General features: G+C 71.5%; 23 protein-coding genes. 11 read left to right on the top strand and 12 right to left on the bottom strand.

The genetic code is table 11. The annotated features are described in order from the left end of the window. Nucleotides 1-460 precede the first annotated feature (460 nt). Together ACY34I_RS14740 and ACY34I_RS14735 are read left to right on the top strand one after the other, a co-directional pair. On the top strand, nt 461-997 hold the full coding sequence (locus tag ACY34I_RS14740) for a GtrA family protein (RefSeq protein WP_148798358.1): 537 nt from the start codon (nt 461-463) through the stop codon (nt 995-997). A 63-nt stretch (nt 998-1,060) separates the two neighbouring features. Continuing rightward, nucleotides 1,061-1,780, top strand: coding sequence for a GtrA family protein (locus ACY34I_RS14735; RefSeq protein WP_462755601.1), 720 nt, complete (start codon nt 1,061-1,063; stop codon nt 1,778-1,780). Nucleotides 1,781-1,866: 86 nt separating this feature from the next. Here the strand turns inward: ACY34I_RS14735 and ACY34I_RS14730 are convergent, their stop codons facing one another. Continuing rightward, nucleotides 1,867-2,439, bottom strand: coding sequence for a PH domain-containing protein (locus tag ACY34I_RS14730; RefSeq protein WP_462755600.1), 573 nt, complete (start codon nt 2,437-2,439; stop codon nt 1,867-1,869). 116 nt (nt 2,440-2,555) lie between these two features. Further along, nucleotides 2,556-3,431 carry a biotin--[acetyl-CoA-carboxylase] ligase gene (locus ACY34I_RS14725; protein WP_462755599.1) on the bottom strand — a complete coding sequence of 292 codons (876 nt, stop codon included), beginning with the start codon at nt 3,429-3,431 and terminating at the stop codon, nt 2,556-2,558. Between the two features lie 97 nt (nt 3,432-3,528). Between ACY34I_RS14725 and ACY34I_RS14720 the strand changes: the two genes are divergently transcribed. Next, the gene (locus ACY34I_RS14720) at nt 3,529-5,112 is read left to right on the top strand and encodes an acyl-CoA carboxylase subunit beta (protein WP_462755598.1); all 1,584 of its coding nucleotides are present in this window, start codon (nt 3,529-3,531) and stop codon (nt 5,110-5,112) included. Nucleotides 5,113-5,160: 48 nt separating this feature from the next. Here the strand turns inward: ACY34I_RS14720 and ACY34I_RS14715 are convergent, their stop codons facing one another. The 5 genes from ACY34I_RS14715 to ACY34I_RS14695 all read right to left on the bottom strand — a co-directional run bounded on the left by ACY34I_RS14715 (nt 5,161) and on the right by ACY34I_RS14695 (nt 9,018). Then, nucleotides 5,161-6,039 (bottom strand): hypothetical protein, encoded by an 879-nt coding sequence (locus ACY34I_RS14715; protein ID WP_462755597.1) that lies wholly within the window; start codon nt 6,037-6,039, stop codon nt 5,161-5,163. After that, nucleotides 6,032-6,532, bottom strand: coding sequence for a SigE family RNA polymerase sigma factor (locus ACY34I_RS14710; protein ID WP_462755596.1), 501 nt, complete (start codon nt 6,530-6,532; stop codon nt 6,032-6,034). The genes ACY34I_RS14715 and ACY34I_RS14710 overlap by 8 nt, the downstream gene beginning before the upstream one ends. 63 nt (nt 6,533-6,595) lie before the next feature. Then, nucleotides 6,596-7,579, bottom strand: a complete 984-nt coding sequence (locus ACY34I_RS14705) for a ketopantoate reductase family protein (protein WP_462755595.1) — start codon at nt 7,577-7,579, stop codon at nt 6,596-6,598. Nucleotides 7,580-7,600: 21 nt separating this feature from the next. Next, a complete protein-coding gene (locus ACY34I_RS14700; protein ID WP_462755594.1) occupies nt 7,601-8,206 on the bottom strand; it encodes a class I SAM-dependent methyltransferase in 606 nt (201 codons plus the stop codon). Nucleotides 8,207-8,274: 68 nt separating this feature from the next. Further along, nucleotides 8,275-9,018: a M50 family metallopeptidase gene (locus tag ACY34I_RS14695; RefSeq protein ID WP_462755593.1), complete on the bottom strand. Its 744-nt coding sequence runs from the start codon at nt 9,016-9,018 to the stop codon at nt 8,275-8,277. 169 nt (nt 9,019-9,187) lie between these two features. On the opposite strand from ACY34I_RS14695, the gene ACY34I_RS14690 reads away from it, so the two are divergent. Then, complete coding sequence (locus ACY34I_RS14690) at nt 9,188-9,679, top strand: Uma2 family endonuclease (RefSeq protein WP_462755652.1); 492 nt, start codon at nt 9,188-9,190, stop codon at nt 9,677-9,679. Between the two features lie 125 nt (nt 9,680-9,804). Then, on the top strand, nt 9,805-10,557 hold the full coding sequence (locus ACY34I_RS14685) for a GH25 family lysozyme (protein ID WP_462755592.1): 753 nt from the start codon (nt 9,805-9,807) through the stop codon (nt 10,555-10,557). Nucleotides 10,558-10,647: 90 nt separating this feature from the next. Here ACY34I_RS14685 and ACY34I_RS14680 read toward each other — a convergent pair whose 3' ends face one another. Both ACY34I_RS14680 and ACY34I_RS14675 read right to left on the bottom strand, forming a co-directional pair. After that, nucleotides 10,648-10,878, bottom strand: coding sequence for a hypothetical protein (locus ACY34I_RS14680; protein ID WP_462755591.1), 231 nt, complete (start codon nt 10,876-10,878; stop codon nt 10,648-10,650). Nucleotides 10,879-10,963: 85 nt separating this feature from the next. After that, entirely contained in the window at nt 10,964-12,940 is a 1,977-nt protein-coding gene (locus tag ACY34I_RS14675; protein ID WP_462755590.1) for a serine/threonine-protein kinase, read from the bottom strand. A gap of 91 nt (nt 12,941-13,031) precedes the next feature. On the opposite strand from ACY34I_RS14675, the gene ACY34I_RS14670 reads away from it, so the two are divergent. The 6 genes from ACY34I_RS14670 to ACY34I_RS14645 all read left to right on the top strand — a co-directional run bounded on the left by ACY34I_RS14670 (nt 13,032) and on the right by ACY34I_RS14645 (nt 17,655). Next, complete coding sequence (locus ACY34I_RS14670; RefSeq protein ID WP_462755589.1) at nt 13,032-13,244, top strand: acyl-CoA carboxylase subunit epsilon; 213 nt, start codon at nt 13,032-13,034, stop codon at nt 13,242-13,244. Nucleotides 13,245-13,339: 95 nt separating this feature from the next. Continuing rightward, nucleotides 13,340-13,792, top strand: a complete 453-nt coding sequence (locus tag ACY34I_RS14665) for a hypothetical protein (RefSeq protein ID WP_148798215.1) — start codon at nt 13,340-13,342, stop codon at nt 13,790-13,792. After that, nucleotides 13,789-15,183: a hypothetical protein gene (locus tag ACY34I_RS14660; RefSeq protein ID WP_462755588.1), complete on the top strand. Its 1,395-nt coding sequence runs from the start codon at nt 13,789-13,791 to the stop codon at nt 15,181-15,183. Before ACY34I_RS14665 ends, ACY34I_RS14660 begins: the two co-directional genes overlap by 4 nt. Further along, nucleotides 15,180-16,325 (top strand): type VII secretion-associated serine protease mycosin, encoded by a 1,146-nt coding sequence (gene mycP, locus ACY34I_RS14655; protein WP_462755587.1) that lies wholly within the window; start codon nt 15,180-15,182, stop codon nt 16,323-16,325. The genes ACY34I_RS14660 and mycP overlap by 4 nt, the downstream gene beginning before the upstream one ends. A gap of 10 nt (nt 16,326-16,335) precedes the next feature. After that, nucleotides 16,336-16,992, top strand: a complete 657-nt coding sequence (locus tag ACY34I_RS14650; RefSeq protein WP_462755586.1) for a Maf family protein — start codon at nt 16,336-16,338, stop codon at nt 16,990-16,992. Between the two features lie 9 nt (nt 16,993-17,001). Further along, a complete protein-coding gene (locus tag ACY34I_RS14645; RefSeq protein ID WP_462755585.1) occupies nt 17,002-17,655 on the top strand; it encodes an O-methyltransferase in 654 nt (217 codons plus the stop codon). A 242-nt stretch (nt 17,656-17,897) separates the two neighbouring features. Here the strand turns inward: ACY34I_RS14645 and ACY34I_RS14640 are convergent, their stop codons facing one another. From ACY34I_RS14640 to ACY34I_RS14630, 3 genes are all read right to left on the bottom strand, one after another. Next, nucleotides 17,898-19,319 (bottom strand): MFS transporter, encoded by a 1,422-nt coding sequence (locus ACY34I_RS14640; protein ID WP_462755584.1) that lies wholly within the window; start codon nt 19,317-19,319, stop codon nt 17,898-17,900. 62 nt (nt 19,320-19,381) lie between these two features. Beyond that, the gene (locus tag ACY34I_RS14635) at nt 19,382-20,137 is read right to left on the bottom strand and encodes an ABC transporter permease (protein WP_148804331.1); all 756 of its coding nucleotides are present in this window, start codon (nt 20,135-20,137) and stop codon (nt 19,382-19,384) included. A gap of 17 nt (nt 20,138-20,154) precedes the next feature. Then, nucleotides 20,155-21,114, bottom strand: coding sequence for an ATP-binding cassette domain-containing protein (locus tag ACY34I_RS14630; protein WP_462755583.1), 960 nt, complete (start codon nt 21,112-21,114; stop codon nt 20,155-20,157).

The raw sequence follows: 21,114 nt of genomic DNA, 5'->3' as shown, positions 1-21,114 counted from the left end.
ATTGGATGCACGAGTTCTGGCGCGCGGGCACGTCGCCTTCGTGGAAACCTGGGATTGGCCTCAGCGTAAACCGGCCTGCGTCGAGAGTCAGTGGGACTCGTTGTGAAGAACTGCACAAGGTACGGCCACGCTGCGGCATCGCGATCTGATACCCGCTTTCGCGCGCAGTTTCACGCAAATCTTGTGAGGAACCTTCGACGGACACCCGGCGGCGCGCCCGCAACGGGTGGCCACCGCGTCGCCAGGAACCTGCTCGGTCCCGGCCAAATTCCGCCGCCGGCCGGTTACGCTCCGTTCACATAGACGGGACCGGGCAGGAAGGCGGGGCGGGCGTGACCACTGCGTCCCGCAGCCGGATCTCGCGCCGCTCGGCGGCACGCCGCACCGGTGTGCCGTCCGCTCGCCGTTGCTACCCCTCCCTGCCATGCCCAACCGGTACTCTCGGCGGGTGGCCGCGACGATGACCGGGGACCAGCCGGGGGCTCCGCAGACCCGTCGGGGTCTGCTCGGGGTCCTGATCGACCGTTTCGGTCACCTGGTCCGCGAGCTGAGCAAGTTCGCCACGGTGGGCGGGCTCGCCTTCCTCGTCGACTTCGCGCTCTTCAACTACCTGGCCAGCGTCCAGCACGAGCCGCCGGTCCTGGCGAAGACCATCTCCACGGTGGTGGCGGCCACCCTGGCCTTCCTGGGCAACCGGTTCTGGACCTGGCGGCACCGCCAGCGCTCCCACCCGGCCCGGGAGTACGCGCTGTTCTTCTTCTTCAACGGGGTCGGCCTCGGCATCGCGGTGGCCTGTCTCGCCATCAGTCACTACGGGCTGGGCGGTCTCTGGCCCCGGGTGTTCCAGACCCCACTGGCCGACAACATCGCCAGCTTCATCGTCGGCACCGGCCTCGGGACGCTGTTCCGATTCTGGTCGTACCGGCGGTTCGTTTTCGTGGAGGCGGGAACTCCTCCCGTTCCGGCAACGAGCGACGACCGAGAGTCAGGGGCGTGACCCAGCGCCCATCCCGTCCCGCCGGGCCGAGCCGGCCCTGCCCACTGCCCTAAGGTGTTTCGCATGCCTGGAGTCCGTCTGCTGCCCGAGCGCTGGCAGAAGTTCATCCACGAGGCGCTCAAATTCGGCATCGTCGGCGGCATCAACACCGTCATCAATTACGCGGTGTTCAATGCGCTGGCACTCACGGTTTTCCGCGACGGCCAGCTCAAGGCGACCGTGGTGGCGACCATCGTCGCGACGATCACGTCGTATCTGATGAACCGGCACTGGACGTACCGGGATCGACCGAAGTCGGCACTGCGCCGCGAATACGTACTGTTCTTCCTGTTCAACGCCACCGGTCTGCTCATCGAACTCGGCGTGCTGGCGGCCGCCAAGTACGGCTTCGGCGTGACCAGCCTGCTCATGCTGAACCTCGCGAAGACCGGCGGTGTCGTGCTCGCCACGATGTTCCGCTTCTGGTCCTACCGGACGTTCGTCTTCCAGCCGGTCCCGCAGCACGCCAAGGAGACCTGGCACAGCATTCCGCGTGACGAATGGGACAACGTCGGGGAGATGGACCCGGTCGCGGAGCTGGCCGAGTCGGTCAGCGAACTGGAGGAGACCGAGCCGCGGCCGGGCCAACGGACCGCGCGGGCGGCCGACCGGCGGCCGGACTACGCCCCCACCCAGGGCCGGCCCGCACCGGCGGACGCCGGCCTGGGCCACGTCCTCGGCGCCGACCTGGACGCCGAACTCGCCGCCGAACTCCAGCCCACCCCCCGCCGCCCCCACCGCTGACCGGGGCAGAGCGAGCGTCGATCAAGAAGTTTGCGTCGGATCCGCGCTCGGTTCCGACGCAAACTTCTTGATCGACAAGGCCGGGGTCAGGCGGAGGGGTCGCGGAGGGGTTTGCCCTCGCGCATGTCGGCCAGGATCTCGCGCATCTCGCCGTCGCCCAGCGAGTGCTTGTCGTGGTGGGCCTCGACCAGCTCGTAGAGCTTAGTCTGCACCTTGTCCACGTGCGGCACGTCAGAGAGCACCGACTGGCCCCGCTCACCGGCCGACTCGATGGTGAGGGTGCCGCAGCCGAGCAGCCGCTCCACGAAGCGCTGGTGCATCGAGTGGTCGTTGATCCGGGTCAGCGGCAGGTCCCGCCGGTTACGGGAGAAGACACCCTCCTGGAGCAGCACCCGCTCGTTCGTGAAGAGGTAGTGGGTGGTACGCCAGACGAGGAACGGCCACAGGCCCAGCCAGAACACCAGCACCAGGGCGAGCGCGGCGATCACGTAGAGCGCGATCATGCCGCCGCCGCCCCCGGGCAGCAGGACCCAGCCGGCGACCACCGCCGCGACGGCGAGCACCAGCACCAGGATCGGCCGGATCAAGGCCTTCCAGTGCGGGTGCAGGTGGAGCACGACGTGCTCGTCCTCGGTGAGCACGTCTTCGGGGAACGCCACGGGAACCTCCTCGCAGAACAGGACGCGCTGACGGTAACCGGTCGGCGCATCCCGCGGGGATCAGCCGCGCGGCGGGTGTCAGGAAGGGCCCCTTCCTATACCAGAGGCCCTGCCGTTCAGCGCACGTGCAGCACGTCGCCAGCGGCCAGGCGGAGTTCGCCACCGGGGCCGTCGACCAGCAGCTGGCCGTCCGGGTCCACCCCGGTGGCGGTGCCGCGGACCTCCCGGCCGTCCGGGAGCAGCACCCGGACCTGGCGGCCGACCGTGGCGCACGCGGCCAGGTAGGCGTCCCGCAGGCCGCTGGCGACCGCGTCGCCGCCGGCTGTGCGCCAGCGGTCGTACCAGTCGGCGAGCGAGCGGAGCAGGGCGCGCAGCAGCGGGTCCCGGTCGGTGGCGGCAGCCCCGGCGAGCAGGAGCGAGGTGGCGGGCAGCCCCGTCGGGCTCTCCGGCAGCTCGCCGGCGCGCAGCGTCACGTTGAGCCCGATGCCTACCACGATCGCGGAGGGCTGGTCCGGCGCGTCGCCCGGCACCGCCTCGGCCAGCACACCCGCGCACTTGGCACCGTCGATCAGGAGGTCGTTGGGCCACTTGAGCTGGGCGTCCAGCTCGGCCAGCCGGGCCACCGCCTCGACCAGCGCCACCCCGGCGAGCAGCGGCAGCCAGCCGTACCGCAGGGGTGGCACGGGCGACCAGCCGCGCTCCGCGACGGCCTCCCCGGGCCGGAGCAGCACACTGGTCGCGATGCCGGCCCGGGGCGGCGACTGCCACACCCGGCCACGCCGGCCCCGCCCGGCGGTCTGCCGCTCGGCCACCACCACCAGCCCCTCCGGCTCGCCGGCCCGCGCGGCCTCGACCACGTCGGCGTTGGTGGAGCCGGTCTCCGCGCGCAGGTCCAGCCGGCGCCACGGCCCGTGCGGGGCGACGAGCGCGCGCTGCAGCCGGGCCGCCGACAGCGGCGGGCGGTCCAGATCGGTGTACGGCGAGCCGGGCATCCCGCCAGCCTACGGCCCCGACGCGGGACGGTGGCGGGGATGCCGGTGAGGCGCACTGCACAACGGCACCGACCTGAACCATCGTTATATTCCCTGGGTGACTACCGAGACCGGGATCAACATCCACACCACCGCCGGCAAGCTGGCGGACCTGGAACGTCGGGTCGACGAGGCGGTGCACGCCGGGTCGGCGCGCGCGGTCGAGAAGCAGCACGCGCGGGGCAAGAAGACCGCCCGGGAGCGGATCGAGATGCTGCTCGACGAGGGCTCCTTCGTCGAGTTGGACGAGTTCGCCCGGCACCGGTCCACCAACTTCGGTCTGGAGAAGACCCGCCCGTACGGCGACGGCGTGGTGACCGGCTACGGCACCGTGGACGGCCGGCAGGTCTGCGTCTTCGCGCAGGACTTCACGGTCTTCGGCGGCTCCCTCGGCGAGGTGTTCGGCGAGAAGATCGTCAAGGTGATGGACCTGGCCATGAAGATCGGCTGCCCGGTCATCGGCATCAACGACTCCGGTGGCGCGCGGATCCAGGAGGGCGTCGCCTCGCTCGGCCTCTACGGCGAGATCTTCTTCCGCAACGTCCGGGCCAGCGGCGTCATCCCGCAGATCTCCCTGATCATGGGCCCGTGCGCGGGTGGCGCGGTCTACTCGCCGGCGGTCACCGACTTCACCGTGATGGTCGACCAGACCTCGCACATGTTCATCACCGGCCCCGACGTGATCAAGACGGTCACCGGCGAGGACGTCGGGATGGAGGAACTGGGTGGCGCCCGCACCCACAACACCCGCAGCGGCAACGCGCACTACCTCGGCAGCGACGAGCAGGACGCGATCGAGTACGTCAAGGCGCTGCTGTCGTACCTGCCGTCGAACAACCTGGACGAGCCGCCGCTCTTCGACGCCCCGGCCGACCTCGACGTCACCGACGACGACCGGGAACTGGACACCCTGATCCCGGACTCGGCCAACCAGCCGTACGACATGCACCGGGTCATCGAGCACGTCCTCGACGACGGCGAGTTCCTGGAGGTCCAGCCCCTCTACGCGCAGAACATGCTGGTGGGCTTCGGCCGGGTCGAGGGCCGCCCGGTCGGCGTGGTCGCCAACCAGCCGATGCAGTTCGCCGGCACCCTCGACATCGCCGCGTCGGAGAAGGCAGCCCGGTTCGTGCGGACCTGCGACGCGTTCAACATCCCGGTGCTGACCTTCGTGGACGTGCCCGGCTTCCTCCCCGGCACTGGGCAGGAGTGGGACGGCATCATCCGCCGCGGCGCCAAACTCATCTACGCCTACGCCGAAGCCACCGTCCCGAAGGTCACCGTGATCACTCGCAAGGCGTACGGCGGCGCGTACGACGTCATGGGCTCCAAACACCTCGGCGCCGACCTCAACTTCGCCTGGCCGACCGCCCAGATCGCGGTTATGGGCGCCCAGGGTGCGGTGAACATCCTCCACCGGCAGGAACTGGCCAACGCCGACGACCCGGCAGCCGTCCGAGCCGAGAAGATCGCCGAGTACGAGGACACCCTCGCCAACCCCTACATCGCCGCCGAACGCGGCTACGTCGACAGCGTGATCCCGCCACACGAGACCCGCACCCAGATCGTCCGCGCCCTACGCGTGCTCCGCACCAAGCGGGAGACCCTGCCGCCGAAGAAGCACGGCAACATCCCGCTCTGACGCTCCTGTCCCGCGACGGGCCGGTGCGGGCCCGCCGCGGGATCCGCGTCAACAGCTTGGGTTGGCGGCGGTGCAGAGGCGATCGGCGGCGATGAGGGCCAGGTCCCGTACCTGCCTCTCGTCGAACATCTTGGCCGGGCGGTACGAGGAATAGGCCATCCCGACATCCGGAGTGAGCACCGTGACGAGGTCGCCGACCTGCACCACCGCGCGGAGGGCCTCACCGCCGTCCAGCAGGCCGCGCTGCCGACCCGAGTCGACCGACGCCCGGGTGTGCCGCAGCAGGACGGCCCGGTCCCCGGCGAAGTCCCGTGCCACCACCTGCCAGTGATGCTGGATCGACACCGTCACGGGCCGCCCGCCCTGCTCGGTCGGCGTCGTCTGCAGCCACTCCGGGCAGGCCCGCATGAACCGGTCGAGGTCCGCGAAGAGCCGGCCGGACGCGGCCGGCGCCAACCGATAGACGTCCTGGACCAGCACCTGCCTCGGGACATTCTGGTCCGGATCTGCGCGCAGCAGATTCCGAGACCTCGAGTAGCGCGACTCCACCGGCGCCACGCTCACGTCGTGTTCCCTGGCGCACGTCTCGAGCGTCGGGTCGACCTTCACGGGCTCGCCGAGGCCCGAGCTGCTCATCTCAACGTCCGCCTTGACCGGCAGGTCGAGTTGGGACAGCAACACCTCGGCCGGGATTTCGCTGCGCGCCGAGCCGCCCTGATCCGCCCAGCCGAGGGCGGGTACCACGCCGGGTTGCGCTGCCACCGCGACGGTGGCACCCGAGACGACGGCCAGCATCACCGCCGCCAGCACCGCCGTGCGCCGGCCGCGACGCCGGGCCCGGGCGCGCAGCTCGGCGGCGTCAGGCCAACGGACAGTACGCAGGTCCCGCTGCAGCAGTTCGACAAATGCCAGGTCGTCGTCACGCATCGGCGGCCTCCTCCAGATCCACGACGGCGAGCAGCCCGGCGAGCGCGGCCCGCCCCCGGGAGAGTCGCGCCTTCACCGTGCCGACCGGCGCCGCCGTCTCCCGGGCGACCTCGGCGACCGGCATGCCGAGCAGGTAGTAGAGCGCGATGGCGGTGCGCTGCTCCTCGGGCAGCCGGCGCAGCGCGGCCACCACCTCGACGGTGTCGGTGCTGGGCGGCGGGATGCTCTCCTCCGCCCCGTGCCGCAGGTACGCCCGGGCGCGGCTGCGCAGGCTGCGCCACCGGCTCACCGCGATCCGGCTGGCCACCACCCGTACCCACGCCTCCGGGTCGTCGTACCCGCTCACCGTCGACCAGCGCTGCCAGGCCCGGATGTACGCCTCCTGCACGGCGTCCTGGGCCTCGGCGAGGTTGCCGGTGAGCACGTAGACGAAGCCCAGCAGTCGTTGCCGGCTGCCCCGGTAGAACTCGTCGAACCCGTCGACGTCCGGCACCCTGTTACCTCCCCCGTGACGGTCGCAGGAGAGACGCCTGGCATCGGGGGTGGGGTTGCCCGGTCAGCCGACCATTTTCTCCAACTCGACGAGGGGGAACCCGCCGGCCGGGATGCGCTCGCGTACCGCCCGACGGACCGCGACCTGGACCGCCGCGTTCGCCGGGGTCGGCACCCCGTGCAGCCGGCCGAGCAGCACGATCTCGCCGTTGAGGTGGTCGGCCTCGGCGGAGCCCGCGCCCCGGGCCAGGCTCTGCCAGGTGGAGCCGCCGGCCCGCTCCTCGCCGTCGACGGGCCGGTGCCGCACCTGGTCGCCCCGCTCGGCGGCTTCCTCGGCGGGGGTGGTGTGCGCGATGCCGGCGGCGGCCAGCACGGCCTCCCCCTCGGCGCGTACCCGGGCGGCGAGCGGTTCCGGGATGTCCGAGCCGAGCAGCGCCTGGAGGCCGTTGCCGAGGTTGCCGAGCAGCTTGCCGTACTTCCAGCGCATCGCGTCGTCGCGGACCGGAGCGACGAAACCGGCGGCGGTCAGGTCGGCGGCCGTCGCCCGGCTGGTGTCGTCCGATCCGGACGGGTAGCGGCCCAGGTGCAGCATGCCCGGGTGCGGGTGCCCGTTGGCGACCACCACACCCGGTTCGAGGTGGGTGGCGGGCAGCCAGACGCAGACCGGGTGCACCCGGGCGAAGAGCCGCAGCGCGGCCCGCTCGTTGGCGACGCCGTTCTGGGCGAGGAGGATCGGCAGCCGCTCACCCGCCGTGCCGCCGCCCTCGACCGGGGTGTCCACCCAGGTCGCCAGCGCCGCCTCGGTGTCCTGCGACTTGACCGTCAGCACCAGCACGGTCTCGGCCGGCAGCGGCCGGTTGCCCGGCCCGGCCACGGCGGGCAGCCGGCTGGTCACCGTGCCGTCCGGCGTCCGCAGGACCAGCCCCCGCTCGCGGATGGCGTCCAGGTGCGCGCCGCGGGCCACCAGCGTCACGTCGCGGCCGGCCTCCCCCAGCCGTACGCCGATGGTGCCGCCGACCGCGCCCGCCCCGATGATCACGTATCGCACGGTCTGATTCTGCCTCGCCGGTCAGTCCGCCGTGGCGAGGTGGCACAACCACCGCTTGCCCGCCGGGGTGACGTCCCGCTCCCGGCGAAGCAGGCGGAAACCTGCCCGGGCCAGCAACGCCTCGGCCTCGGCGGGGCGGTACCGGGCGAAGAACCGGTCGGCTTCCTCGCCGGGCCACCTCTGCCAACTCTCCCCGTCGCCCTCCTGCAGGCTGAGCAGCAACGGACCCCCGGGGCGCAGAATCCGACGAACCTCCGCCAGCGCCACCGGGGCCGCAGCCTTGGGCAGGTGCAGCAGGGACGCCGAGCACCAGACCCCGCCGAAGGCACGGTCGCGGAACGGCAGCCGCAACATGTCGCCCTGCACCAACGGCGCATCGGCCCGGCTGCGGGCGGCACACAGCATCGCGGCCGACAGATCCAGGCCGACCGCCGCCGTTCCGCGGGCAGCCCAGTAGCCGAGATCCCGGCCGGGACCGCAACCCAGGTCCAGCAGCGGCCCGTCGGTCCGGCGCTGGAACTCGTCGGCCAGCGCCAGGTACGGGCCGGGCACCTCGGGGTTGCGGGCGGCGAAGTCGTCGGCGATCCGGTCGTATGCGGCCCGGTTCCGGGTGGTCACCTCGTCCATGGCCCGGCAGCCTAACGTCCGGGACCGATGCCCGCCGTCCTCGCTCGCGCGACGCAGGTCGGGCGCAGCTAGAGGGTGAGGCCCGTGTCGGTGAGGATTGGGCCGGCCAGCAGCAGCGCGCCGCCGACCAGCACGGCCAGGTTGACCAGGGCGAAGACCGTCACCCAGAACAGCGCCGGGAACGGCGTGAGCCGGGCGAGCTGGTCGGCGTCGGACTGGGGCATCCGACCCCGGCCGCGCAGCCGTTGCAGCTCGACCACCGGGCGTACGCCGCCGAGGAGCAGGAACCAGACCGACGTCCAGGCGAAGGCCGCCTGCACCTGCGGCGACGCGTACCAGGACACCGCCAGCACCACACCGCCGGTGACCAGCAGTGACAGCACCCCGAAGACGTTGCGGATCAGCACCAGCATGGCCAGCAGCAGCACCACGGCGACCCAGAGCAGCAGGGTGATCCGGTTACCGGCGAGCAGCCACGCCCCGGCGAGACCGACCAGCGACGGGGCGACGTACCCGGACAGCAGGGTGACGATCATGCCGGGGCCGCTGGGGCGGCCCGCGGAGAGGGTGAGCCCGGAGGTGTCCGAGTGCAGCCGGATGCCGCGCAGTTTCCGGCCGGTCAGCAGCGCGGTCAGGGCGTGGCCGCCCTCGTGCGCGATGGTCACCGCGTTGCGGGCGATCCGCCAGGGCACCCGGGTGGCGACCACCGCCAGCGCCACGGCGGCGGTGACCAGCACTAGCAGTGGCGGCGGGTCGGGCTGCGCGCTCAACAGCTTGTCCCAGAGGGTGGTGAGGCCGTCGATGAGGGGCATGGGCGGGCAGCCTACCGGCCCGAGCTGTGTCGTTCGGCGGGCGCGGCCTCGTATCGTTTGATACTGACCGGGTGGCGATCGGAGCGGGAGGTGAACGCCGGTGGGTGCGGCACCCCTTGAGCCTCTTGACCAGCATGTCGGCCTCTGGACCGAGGCCGACTACTTCGCCATGGGCGAGAGCCGTAACCGGATCGAACTGCTCGACGGGAGCCTGATCGTGAGCCCTGCCCCGAGCAAGCGGCATCAGACTGTCTCGCGACGGCTCGCCAACTCGGTGGAGTCGGCCGTCGCACCGGACGGGCTTCTCGTGTTCGAGGCCGTGAACGTCCGGCTCGGGGTGAATCGGATCGTCATTCCGGACCTGGTCGTCGCTGACACCGATGACGAGGGCACCGTGATCGAGGTAGGCGAGGTCCGGCTCGTCTGCGAGATTGTTTCTCCCGGGAACGCCGCCGCCGACCGCCTGGTCAAGATGCAGCTCTACGCGATCGCCCGGATCCCGTGGCACCTGCTCGTCGAGCAGGACGGCGACAGCCATGCGCTGCGGCTGTACCGGCTCGAGGGCGCGCACTACGTCGAGGAGCGGGTGGCCAAGGCCGGCGAGACTCTTACGTTCACCGAGCCGTTCCGCTGGGCACTGGACCCGGCCGCGCTTCGCTGACCAGCCCTGAGCGGTCAGCGAAGCGATGATAACCGTCAATGAAAATTTCTTTAAGCCCTCTTGCGGCAGGGGGCACTTACCTCCAAGGATGGGCATCAATCAATCGCCGTCTCGGGAGGGCATCAATGGCTCGTAGCAGACTCTCCGTTCGCCGGTTGCTCGCCACCGGCCTGACCATCGCCACCACCGCGGTGGCGGCCCTCGTCGCCACCGCCGGACCGGCGGCGGCCGCCACCACCCCCGGCATCGACGTCTCCAACTACCAGGGCAGCATCAACTGGACCAGCGTCCGGAACGCCGGCATCCAGTTCGCCTTCATCAAGGCGACCGAGGGTACGAGCTACAAGGACCCGTCCTTCAACACCAACTACCCCAACGCCTACTACGCCGGCGTGATCCGCGGGGCGTACCACTTCGCCCGGCCGAACGTCTCCGGCGGCGCGGCGCAGGCGGACTTCCTGGTCAACAACGGTGGCGCCTGGTCGGCCGACAGCCGGACCCTGCCGGCCGCGCTCGACCTGGAGGCCAATCCGTACAGCGGCGGCTACTGCTACGGCCTGACCACCTCGGGGATGCGCACCTGGATCAGCGACTTCATCAACCGGTACAAGGCCCGCACCACCCGGTACGCGGTCATCTACACCACCACGAGCTGGTGGAACCAGTGCACCGGCAGCTGGACCGCCCCGTGGGCCAACAACCCGCTGTGGATCGCCCGCTGGGCCAGCTCGCCCGGCACCCTGCCGGCCGGCGCCCCGTTCTGGAGCTTCTGGCAGTACACCAGCACCGGCAGCGTCTCCGGGATCAGCGGCAACGTGGACCGCAACTACTGGAACGGTGACCGGACCCGGCTGATCGCGTTGGCCAACAACACCTGAGGGTCCTGACGCAACAGGTCGGCGGCAGCGGGACCGGCTATCACGTCGATAGCCCGTCCGGCTGCCGCCGCTGTCGTCTGTGGCGCCCGGTCAGGCCCGGCGTCGCGTGCCGGCCGGCACGGGAAGCGCACCCCGTCCGGCCAGGGTGGTGCGGCGGGCCAGCCGCCAGGTCGCCACCCCCGCGGCGACGAGGGCCACGACCGTGAGCACCGCAACCGGCGCGGACAGGCCGGCGCTCACCAGCAGCAGGACGATGTCCCCGAGCGCGACCAGCATCCACAGTGCCAGCCGGGGCCCGGTGTCCTTGTGTCGGTAACCCATGTCGTACCTCCTTCCGTCGTCGCAACTTCCATACCCCGTACGACGGAAGGCCATGCGAATCACTTCGCGGGCCGGGATTGCTCCCTCAGTCCACCCGGTCCGGCTTGAAGTTCTTGGTGATCACGTCCCAGTTGGCCAGGTTGGCCGCCCAGTCCTGCTCCGGGACCTCCCACCGGAGGGCGAAGCCCCGGTCGCTGGCGGTGACCACGCCCCGGTTGCGCACGTGGAAGCGGACGCCCTTCCGCGTCTCCAACCAGTCCCAGTCGGCGCAGGTCCGGTAGTAGTCGCAACGAGTGATGTCCACCAGCTTGTAGTTGTCGACGAGTCGCCGGCGGTTGGGCTCCTGCTGCTGCCAGTCCGTGTACGCGTCCTTTTTGGGCGAGTTGGTCCACTGGACGAGCAGCACGCGTTGCGCCCCGCCGATCTCGTAGAGCACAACGGTGTCGGAGCGAACGCGGGCCTGCCAGCCGTCCGGGATCGGCACCTGGAATCCGTTCGGGCCCTTGTAGTAGTGCCAGCCGGCGGGCAGGGTGCCGGCGGAGGCCGAGGGGGTCACCGACGGGGTCGGGCTGGGCGCCGCGCTGCTCGGCGCGGCCGAGGTCGCCGCCGGTGCCGAGGCGCCGCTGGTGGCCGCGCTCGGCCGGCCCCCGTCACCGCCGTCATCGCCGCTGGTGAGCAGTGGCACGGCCAGCGCGAGGCCGAGCAGCAGCACCGCGACCAGCGCCCCGATCAGCAGGTTGCGCCGGTTGCGCTCCGGCTTCGTACCCGGGACGACCGCGGCCCGGCCGGTCGACGGCGCCGGACTCACCGGTGCCGCCAGGACGGAGGTCGAGCTCTTCGGCGGGGGCAGCGGCTCCGCCGGGCCGTCGACGACGGGCTCACCGTCCACCTGCGTCTCGTCGAGGGCCGGATCGGGTCCGTCGACCCGGGTGTCGTCGGCGGCCGGACCCGGTCCGTCCACCCGAGTCTCGTCGAGGGCCGGCGTGGGGTCGAGCTTCGCGGTCGGCTCGGCGACCGGCGGGGTCACCTTCGCGGTGGGCGCGTCCTCCGCCCCATCCGGAACCTTGACCGTGGCGGCGGCCGCGCCTGCGGCGGCGACCGGGGCCGGATCGGGCTTGCGAGGGGCCGAAGTGGACGAACCGCCGACCGGGCGCGGCCCCGGGACCAGCGGCGGGCGCGGCTCGCGCGGACCGTTCGGCCCCGGCCGGCGTACGCCGTCCAGCAGCGAGATGCTCTTCGCGCGCCGCCCGGCGGCCTTGCGGAGCAGGCGCTCCGCCACCTCGGCGGTGATCCGCTCGGTGGGGTCCTTGCGCAGCAGGCCCTGCAGGACCGGCTTGAGCGGCCCGGCGTTCTTCGGCGGCGGCAGCGGCTCGGTGGCGAGCGCGGCCAGGGTGGCGATCGCCGACGGCCGAGCGTACGGCGACTTGCCCTCGACGGCCGCGTAGAGAGTCGCGCCCAGCGACCAGAGATCGGCCTCCGGCCCCGCGGTGCCGTCCCGCGCCCGCTCGGGCGCGATGTACGCGGGCGAGCCGAGCACCATGCCGGTGCGGGTGACGTTCGGGTCGCCGGGGATGGTGGCCAGGCCGAAGTCGGTGAGCACCACCCGGCCGTCGTTGCCGAGCAGCACATTGCCCGGCTTGACGTCGCGGTGCATGATTCCGGCCTTGTGCGCGGCCTTCAACGCGCCCAGCACCCCGAGGCCGATCTGGACGGCCTTGGCCGTGGACACCGGACCATCCTCGGCGATCGTGTCCTGCAACGACCTGGACGGCACGTACTCCATGACGATCCACGGGTCGCCGTCGGTACGCAGCACGTCGAAGATACGGACCACGTTGATGTTGTTCAGCCGGGCGATCGCCCGCGCTTCCCGCAGCGAGCGTTCCCGCATCTCGCGGCGCTCCTCGGGGGTGAGGCTCGGCGGCGGGACGAGTTCCTTGATGGCCACGTCCCGGTGCAGCACCTCGTCGCGCGCCTTCCACACCCGACCCATGCCGCCCTGGCCGAGCGGCGAGATGAGCCGGTACCGGTCGGCAACGAGTTGGGGAAGCGCGTCAGACATCGCTGAGACGGTACCCGGCTGCTCCGACGCTCACACCGCCGGCACGCCACTGTGCGGCGAAGGTCAAGTTGTCGACGCGTACCCTGAGACCATGTCTGCCGAAGAGCCGCTGTTCCGGATCGTCCGGGGGGCGCCCACTGCCGAGGAGCTGGCCGCCCTGGTCGGGGCGATCGTGGTCCGGACCCGACCGGCCGCCGCCCCCGCGCCGGCCGTCGTGTCGCAGTGGACGCGCAGCGCCCGTCCGGCCGGCACGACGCTGGTCGCCGGTCCGGGCGCGTGGCGCGCCTCCGGCCTCCCCCGCTGACCTTTCCCCGGGTACGCACATCCGGGGCTGCCGAGATCCGCGACGAGCCGTTAATCTCACTCAGGGAAACGGTGCGGTGACAGGCAGGAGGGTCGATGATCCCCGAGGCGAACCGGCCAGCGGGCTGGCTGCGCGACTACGGCGCCATCGAGGCGGACATCCGGCAGATGCGCGAGTTCGCCGACCGCCTCCAGGACGAGGTCCTCCGCAACTACGCCCCACACCTGTCATACATCGCGGATGACATGAAGGCGGCCATTCCCAACCCCGCCGACGCCTTCATCGAGCTGGTGCAGTTCCTCCAGGCGCACCACGAAACACAGACGGCGACCGCCGAGGTGGTCTGGGGCCTGGTGCCCGCCACCGGCCACCTGGCCGGCGCCGCGCACCTGATCGCCACCAGATACGCGGACTCCGACGCCTTCTCCTCCGCCCAGGTCGCCGACGTGCAGGAGGCCCTCGCCCGCTCCGCAGGCGGCGGCAGCCGCCCCCTGCCGGCGCTGACCGATCCCTCCGCCGCCGACGACCGGCCGGTGGTGCTGCCGTGATCGAACGGGGCGGCGGGCGCACCTCCGGGCTCACCGACTGGCACCTGATGGACGTGCTCAGCATGTGGGCCTGCCTCCAGGACCAGGACACCAGCGGGCAGTGGAAGCAGGTCGCCGGCTGGCGCAAGGTCTGCGACCTCGCCCTGGCCCACCTCAGCCGGTTGCAGGAATACCGCCGCGGGCTCGCCGAGGCATGGCCGCCGGAGACCAACGCCGCCGCGCGCGCGTACCTCGGCGAACTGGACCAGCTCATCGACAAGGTGCAGCGCACCCACGACACCGCCGCCGCGAACTACGACGCGCTCGCCGCCGCCACCCGCGCCATCGGCAGCACCCGCGCCGAACTCAAGCCGATCCACGACGAGTACGCGGCCAAGCTCCGGCAGAAGCAGGCGTACGAGGCGACGCTCGCCGACCCGAAGGCGGTGGCCGGCAGCCGACTACCCGAGCAGCCGCCGGTGACGGACGCGGACCTGGAACGGTTGAACGTCCAGGCGCGGGGGCTGATGACGGGGTTGAGCGGCGAACTCCAACAAGCCCAAGTCATGCTCCGCCAACCACCACCCATCCGGCGACCAGGCATCGAGACGAACAACCCCGACACATATGGCACGAACAACCAGGTGCCGATCATCCCGCCGGTCGTGCCAGTGCCTTTGGCGACATCGGCCGTGAAACCCCGCGTGACCGAGCCAGCAATGGGCAAGAGGCCCGTGACTGCGCCAACCACGCCCGGGATCGGCCCAGTGCTCGGCGGAGTTGGCCCTGCCCTAACTCCTCCGCCTACAGGTGGAACGCCCGGCGCGATCTTGCCGGCTACACCTGCATCCCCGATCCCAGCAGGTGGCCTGCCATCGGCTCTGCCACCCATAAACAGGCCGGGCCTTGGCAAGCCAGTAAGCAGCTTGCAGGAGGGAGCCGGCCCAGTCGACAAGCCCGTCGCAAACCGCAACGCTCCCGTCACGCCGCCACGTCCCATGCAGCCAGGCGGGCTGATTGGCGGAATGCCAGGCATGGGCCTGGGTCAACCCAGTGCTCGGGCCATACCGCCCCGTCGAATCAATCCGGTGGGAGGGGTGATCGGAGGCGGCGGAGCTGGTACCGCACCGAGCGGTGCTGCCGGTTTACGACCAGGATCTGGCCGAGGCCCCATTGCCGGGGCACACTATGGACCTCCCTTCGGAACATTGCCGTCCCTGGGAGCCACTCCTCCTGGTTCTGGCGACACCAATGGCATAAGAGACAGTCGCCGCACAGGGGATAATGGCGGACCGCGTCGCTGGGACCCAGATAACCCTTGGGAGACCGACGAGGGTGTTAGTCCTGTAGTCCGCCCACCCGATAAGGAAGGACCAATCGACCCCGGTCCAGCAATTGGTCTTGGCCGGTGAAAGGAAAGGTCAGCCGGGCCACGAGCGCCGCATTCGCAGCATGCGTGTTTCTTCTTCAATCGACGCCATCGCATGCCGATCTCAACTCAAATGGCGCCAGCCAGGTTCGAAAAGACCAGTGGCATCTGAAATACCTGAGCGTCAGCGAGGCACATAAGGTGAGCCGGGGCGCAGGGATTGTGGTTGCGGTGCCAGACACAGGCGTGGACCCTCATCCCGACTTGGCCGAAAATTTATTGCAAGGCACGGACACCATCGAGGGCGGGAGCGGCGATGGTCGCCGAGACCCAAATAGCCATGGCACGTCCATGGCGGGGCTTATAGCAGCACACGGTAGGTCAGAAGGCTTGGGAGCGCTGGGAATCGCACCCGAAGCCAAGATTTTACCCATTATGTCCTCTGCAGCCGACAATCGCGGGAGTGTTGACGACCTAGCAGCAGCAATTGAATATGCGATTTCACGTCACGCAGACGTGATTAGTGTTTCCAGCACTGGCACAACAAGTGCTCGCCTGATTCGAGCAGTTAAGAGCGCTCTGGCCTCAGATATTGTTGTCGTCGCTGGCGCAGGAAACCACCCCGAGGTAGCAGCGGTCGGGTATCCAGCATCAGAGGATGGAGTTCTGGCCGTCGGCGGGGTCGACCGCCTGGGAAGGCATGCTGCTATCTCCGTGGCTGGACCCGGAATTGATGTCGCCGCACCTGCAGTGGATATTTACAGCACGAGCTATGGCGGCAAGTATTCGAAAGGCACCGGCACGTCCAGCGCGACAGCGATCGTTGCCGGGGCGGCTGCGCTTATCCGGTCCAAGTACCCCAATCTCCCGGCGGAGGAGGTCGCGCATCGCCTGACCGCCACCGCGATCGACAAGGGCCCGCCCGGCCGGGACGACGAGTACGGCTACGGCGTCATCGACCTGGTCGCGGCGCTCACGGCGGACGTACCCCCGCTGGGTTTCGGGTCGACGGAGGCGGCCCCGCCCGTGCCGACCAGGGCGGCGCCGGAGGAAGAGGGTGAGGACGACGGCGCGACCGCGCGGGGCCTGGCGACGCTGGGCGTCCTGCTGGCGGCGGGCGGCGGCTACCTCGTGTGGCGGCGGCGTCGACGTGCCGACGACCCGCCGCCGCGGATCAGCCGGTAGCGTCGCTCCCGTGTCGACCTCCATGCCGCTGCGCCTCGTGCTCGCCTCACAGAGTCCCGCCCGCCGCAAGCTGCTCCAGGCCGCCGGGATCGAACCCGACGTGCTGGTCAGCGGCGTCGACGAGTCACAGGTGGTCAGCGACCGGGCGGAGGACCTGTGCCTGGAGTTGGCCCGGCTGAAGGCGCAGGCGGTGCTGGGCCGGCTGCGCGCCGCGCCGGACGAGCGGACGCTGGTGCTCGGCTGCGACTCGGTGCTGGCGTTCGGCGGGGAGATCCTGGGCAAGCCGGCGGACGCGGCGGACGCCACCCGCCGTTGGCAGCGGATGCGCGGGCGGAGCGGGGTGCTGCACACCGGGCACTGCCTGATCGACGTGCTCCACGAGTCGCGGGCCGAGGCGGTAGCGTCGACCACGGTGCACTTCGCGGACGTCAGCGACCAGGAGATCGCCGCGTATGTGGCGACGGGCGAGCCGCTGGCGGTGGCCGGGGCGTTCACCATCGACGGGCTGGGCGGCGCGTTCCTGACCGGTATCGAGGGCGACCCGGGCACGGTGGTGGGGCTGAGCCTGCCGCTGCTCCGCGGTCTGCTCGGTGAGTTGGGGCTGAGTGTCACCGACTTGTGGACGAAGGTTGCGCCCGGCGGCCAGGAGATCGAGCATCTCGGTTAACGTCCGATCATGACCACCAAGCCGCTTCCGCTCACGCCGGAACTGCACGCGTACCTCGTCGCGCACGGGTCGGTGCCGGACGAGATCGTCCGTGAACTGACCGAGGAGACCCGGGCCGCCCTGCCGGAGCAGGCTGGCATGCAGGTCGCGCCGGAGCAGGCCGCGTTCCTGACCTTCCTCACCCGGCTGCTCAATGTGCGGCAGGCGGTGGAGGTGGGTACGTTCACCGGGCTGTCCGCGCTGGCGATCGCCCGCGGGCTGGCTGACGGCGGCCGGCTGACCTGCTTCGACATCTCGGAGGAATACACCGGCATCGCCCGGCGGTACTGGGCGCGGGCCGGCGTGCAGGACCGGATCGACCTGCGGATCGGCCCGGCCGGGGACCGGCTGCGGGAGCTGCCCCAGGAGCGGCATCTCGACCTCGCGTTCATCGACGCGGACAAGGTCGGTTACCCGGTCTACTGGGACGAGCTGGTGCCACGGATGCGGCCGGGCGGTGTCATCGCGGTGGACAACACCCTGCGCGGCGGCCGGGTGCTCGCCCCGGAGAACGCCGACGACCGCGCCATCGCCGCGTTCAACGACGAGATTCTGGCAGACGTCCGGGTCGAGGTGGTCATGCTGCCCATCGCCGACGGCGTGAGCCTCGCACGCGTGCGCTGAGGCCCGGCGCGCCGGCCAGATCGCCGATGTGGCGGTGTCCACGGGGCCGCGACACCGCCACATCGGCGAGCTGCGCCGGCCCGCGAGGCGACACCCCCACATCGGCGACCTCGACCAGTCCAGCAGGCCGCGGCACCGCCACATCGGCGACCTGCGCCGGTCCACGAGGCAACACCGCCACATCGGCGACCTCGACCAGTGCACCAGGGCGCGACACCGCTACGTCGGCGAGGTGGAGTCGATCAAGCGGCCCTGGCGGGGAGCGGTTGGGGGGTGGCGGCCGGGGCGCGCAGCGCCCGGCCCAGCCGCAGGGTGAGCAGCACGGCCGCGGCGATGAAGCCGGGCAGCAGCAGGAAGGCCAGGTGCGGGCCGACGCCGTCGGCCACCCAGCCGAGGGCGACCGGGGCGATCCCGAAGCCCACCCCCATCGAGTACGACGACCAGCCGGCCGCCTTGTCCGCGGCCGGCCCGGCGGCGGCGAGGGCGATGGAGAGGGCCAGCGGGTAGTGCAGGGCGTTGCCCAAGCCGAGCACGACCAGGCCGGTCACCGCCAGCCAGCCGGCCGGGGCGGACCAGAAGACGACGAACCCGACCAGCGAGACGGTCAGCGCGGCGAGCAGCAGCGGCACCGGCGGCCAGCGCAGCGCTAGCCGGCCGCCGGCCGCCCGGCCGATGAACATCCCGCAGACGATCGCGGCGACGGCCGCCGAGGCGCCGCCGGCGCTGAGCCCGGCGTGGGTACGCAGCACGTCGGCGGCCCAGAGCGACAGGCACACCTCGATCGAGCCGGTGACCGACATGAGCACCCAGGCGATCCAGTACGCCCTGGGGAGCCGGCGGGTGGCGGCCCGGTCACCGGCACGCCCGTCCGGGGCGGTGGCGGCCGGGGCGCCCAGCGCCACGTCGGCCGCCGAGGCGGCCACGCCGGCGGGGGCCGGGTCGACCAGCGCCACGCCGGCCGCCGAGGCGGTCACGCCGGCATCGGCGGAGGCGGTCACGCCGGCGTCGGCGTTGGCGGAGGTGGTCACCGCGACCGGGTCGATGGCGGCCGGGGCGGTCGCCCCGGTCGGGTCGGCGGCAGCCGCGTCAGCGGGGGCGCCCTTCGGCAGGCGTACCCGGAAGGCCAGGGCGGCGAGCGCGACCAGCGCGATCAGGCCGACCTCGACGGCCATTGCGGGCCGCCAGCCGAGACCGGCGTCGACGGTGGCGCCGATGACCAGCGGGGCGAGGATGCCCATCCCGGCGCAGACGGCGTTGGCCTCGGTGAGCGCGGCGGGCGCGGTCGGCCCGTGGTGGGCGGTGAGCAGCACGCTGACCCCGCTGATCACCATCATGCCGAAGGTGGCGATCACCGCGACGGCGGCGAGGGTGGCGGGCAGCGGGCGCAGCAGCCCGAGCGCGGTGACGCCGGCGGCCACGCCGGCGAGGCCGAGCCAGGTGGCCGGGCCGCGGCCGAGGCGGCGGGCGGCCGGTGCGAAGAGCGCCCCGCCGAGGATCGCGCCGACGGCGATGCCGGTGCTGTGCAGGCCGGCGACGGCGGCGCTGGTGCCCTGTTCGTCGCGGAGCAGCGGGACGACCGGACCGAACCCGTAGAGGAAGAAGCCCCACAGCCCCAGCTGGGCGTAGGTCAACCAGGTCGTCCGGTCACGGCTGAGGCGGGGCACCGGCCTACGCTACGCGCGTCGGGCCGGTGCCCCGCCTCGGGTGAGAGGCAGCTCTCGTCGGGTCAGCGGACGCTGCGGGCGAACTGCCGCGCGGCCCAGACCACCCCGGCGACGGCGAGCACCGCGATGATCGTCAGCCCCTGCCAGACCTTGTCGTTGCTGAGGTCACCGGCGAAGAGCGCCCGGACGCCGTCGACCGCCCAGGAGAACGGGTTCCAGTTGGCGATGCCCTGGAGCCAGCCGGGGGCCAGGGCGAGCGGCAGCAGGATGCCGGAGAGCAGCAGCACCGGCTGGGCGACGGTGTTCATCAGCGGGGCGAGGGCGTCCTCGCTCTTGACCTTGAGCGCCACGCCGTAGGAGACGGCCGAGGTCATCAGCGCGATCAGCGCCAGCATCAGGTACGCCAGCAGCAGGTATCCGATGAAGACACGCAGGTCGAACAGGAGCGCCAGCAGGGTGATGATGACCGCCTGCGCGATCAGCGAGACCACGTCCCGCAGTGAGCGGCCGAGCAGCAGGGCGAGCCGGCTGACCGGGGTGACCCGGGACCGTTCGATGACCCCGGCGCGCAGCTCGGCGATCAGGCCGAAGCCCTGGAACAGGCCGCCGAAGATGGCCAGCAGCACCAGCAGGCCGGGGACGAAGATCTTGTAGGCCGCGGCCTGGGTCGGCGCGTTCAGCGCCGCCTTGAGCAGCGGGGCGAAGAGCAGCAGGTACATCACCGGCTGGAAGACACCGACGAAGACCCAGACCGGGTTGCGCAGCAGCAGCTGGATCTGGCGCTGGAAGATCAGCCAGGTGTCGCGGGCGAGCTTCATGAGAGTTCTCCGGGTGGTCAGGACTCGCGCAGCGAGCGGCCGGTCTTGGTGAGGAAGACGTCGTCGAGGCTGGGGCGGTGCAGCTCGATGGAGCGCAGGTCCAGCCCGGCGCCGTCGAGGCGGCGCAGCACCTGCGGGATGGCGGTGGCCCCTTCGTCGACGTAGAGGCGCAGGCCGCCCTCGTCGACGGTCTCCAGCTTGTTGACGTACGCCTCGGTGTCGAGCAGCTCGGCGGCGCGCGGGGTGGCCGGGGCGTCGAGGCCGACGAGCACCACCTCGCCGGAGATCTCCCGCTTCAGCTCGGCCGGCGTGCCCTCGGCGACCACCTCGCCGTGGTCCATGATCGCGATCCGGTCGCAGAGCGCGTCCGCCTCGTCGAGGTAGTGCGTGGTGATGAAGACGGTCATCCCCTCGGCGCGCAGCCGGCGGATCTCGTCCCACATGTGCGCCCGGCTCTGCGGGTCCAGGCCGGTGGTCGGCTCGTCCAGGAAGACGATCTTCGGCTCGTGGATGATGCCGAGCGCGATCTCGACTCGCCGGCGCTGGCCACCGGAGTAGGTCTTGCACTTGCGGTCCGCGTACTCGCTGAGCTGGAAGGCGTCCAGGGCGCGGGCGGCGCGGCGGTGCGCCTCGGCTTTGGCGATGCCGTAGAGCCGGGCCTGGAGCACCAGCTCCTCGCGGGCGGTGGACTCGTCCCAGGTGCTGCCGCCCTGGGCGACGTAGCCGATCCGGCGGCGCACCTCGGCCGGGTCCTTGCGCAGGTCCGCCCCGGCGATGGTGGCCTCGCCACCGTCGGGCTCGATGAGGGTGGCGAGCATCCGCAGGGTGGTCGTCTTGCCGGCGCCGTTGGGGCCGAGGAAACCGAAGATCTCCCCCTCGGCGACCTCGAGGTTGACCCCCCGGACCGCGTCCACGGTCTTCGTCTCGCGACCCGCGCGGGAGCGGAACGACTTCCGCAGCCCCCTGGTCTCGATCAT

This window comes from Micromonospora sp. RTBAU3-60 (assembly GCF_054963695.1).
The sequence above is the reverse complement of the archived record's forward strand: the minus strand, read 5'-3'. Positions and strand labels throughout refer to the sequence as shown.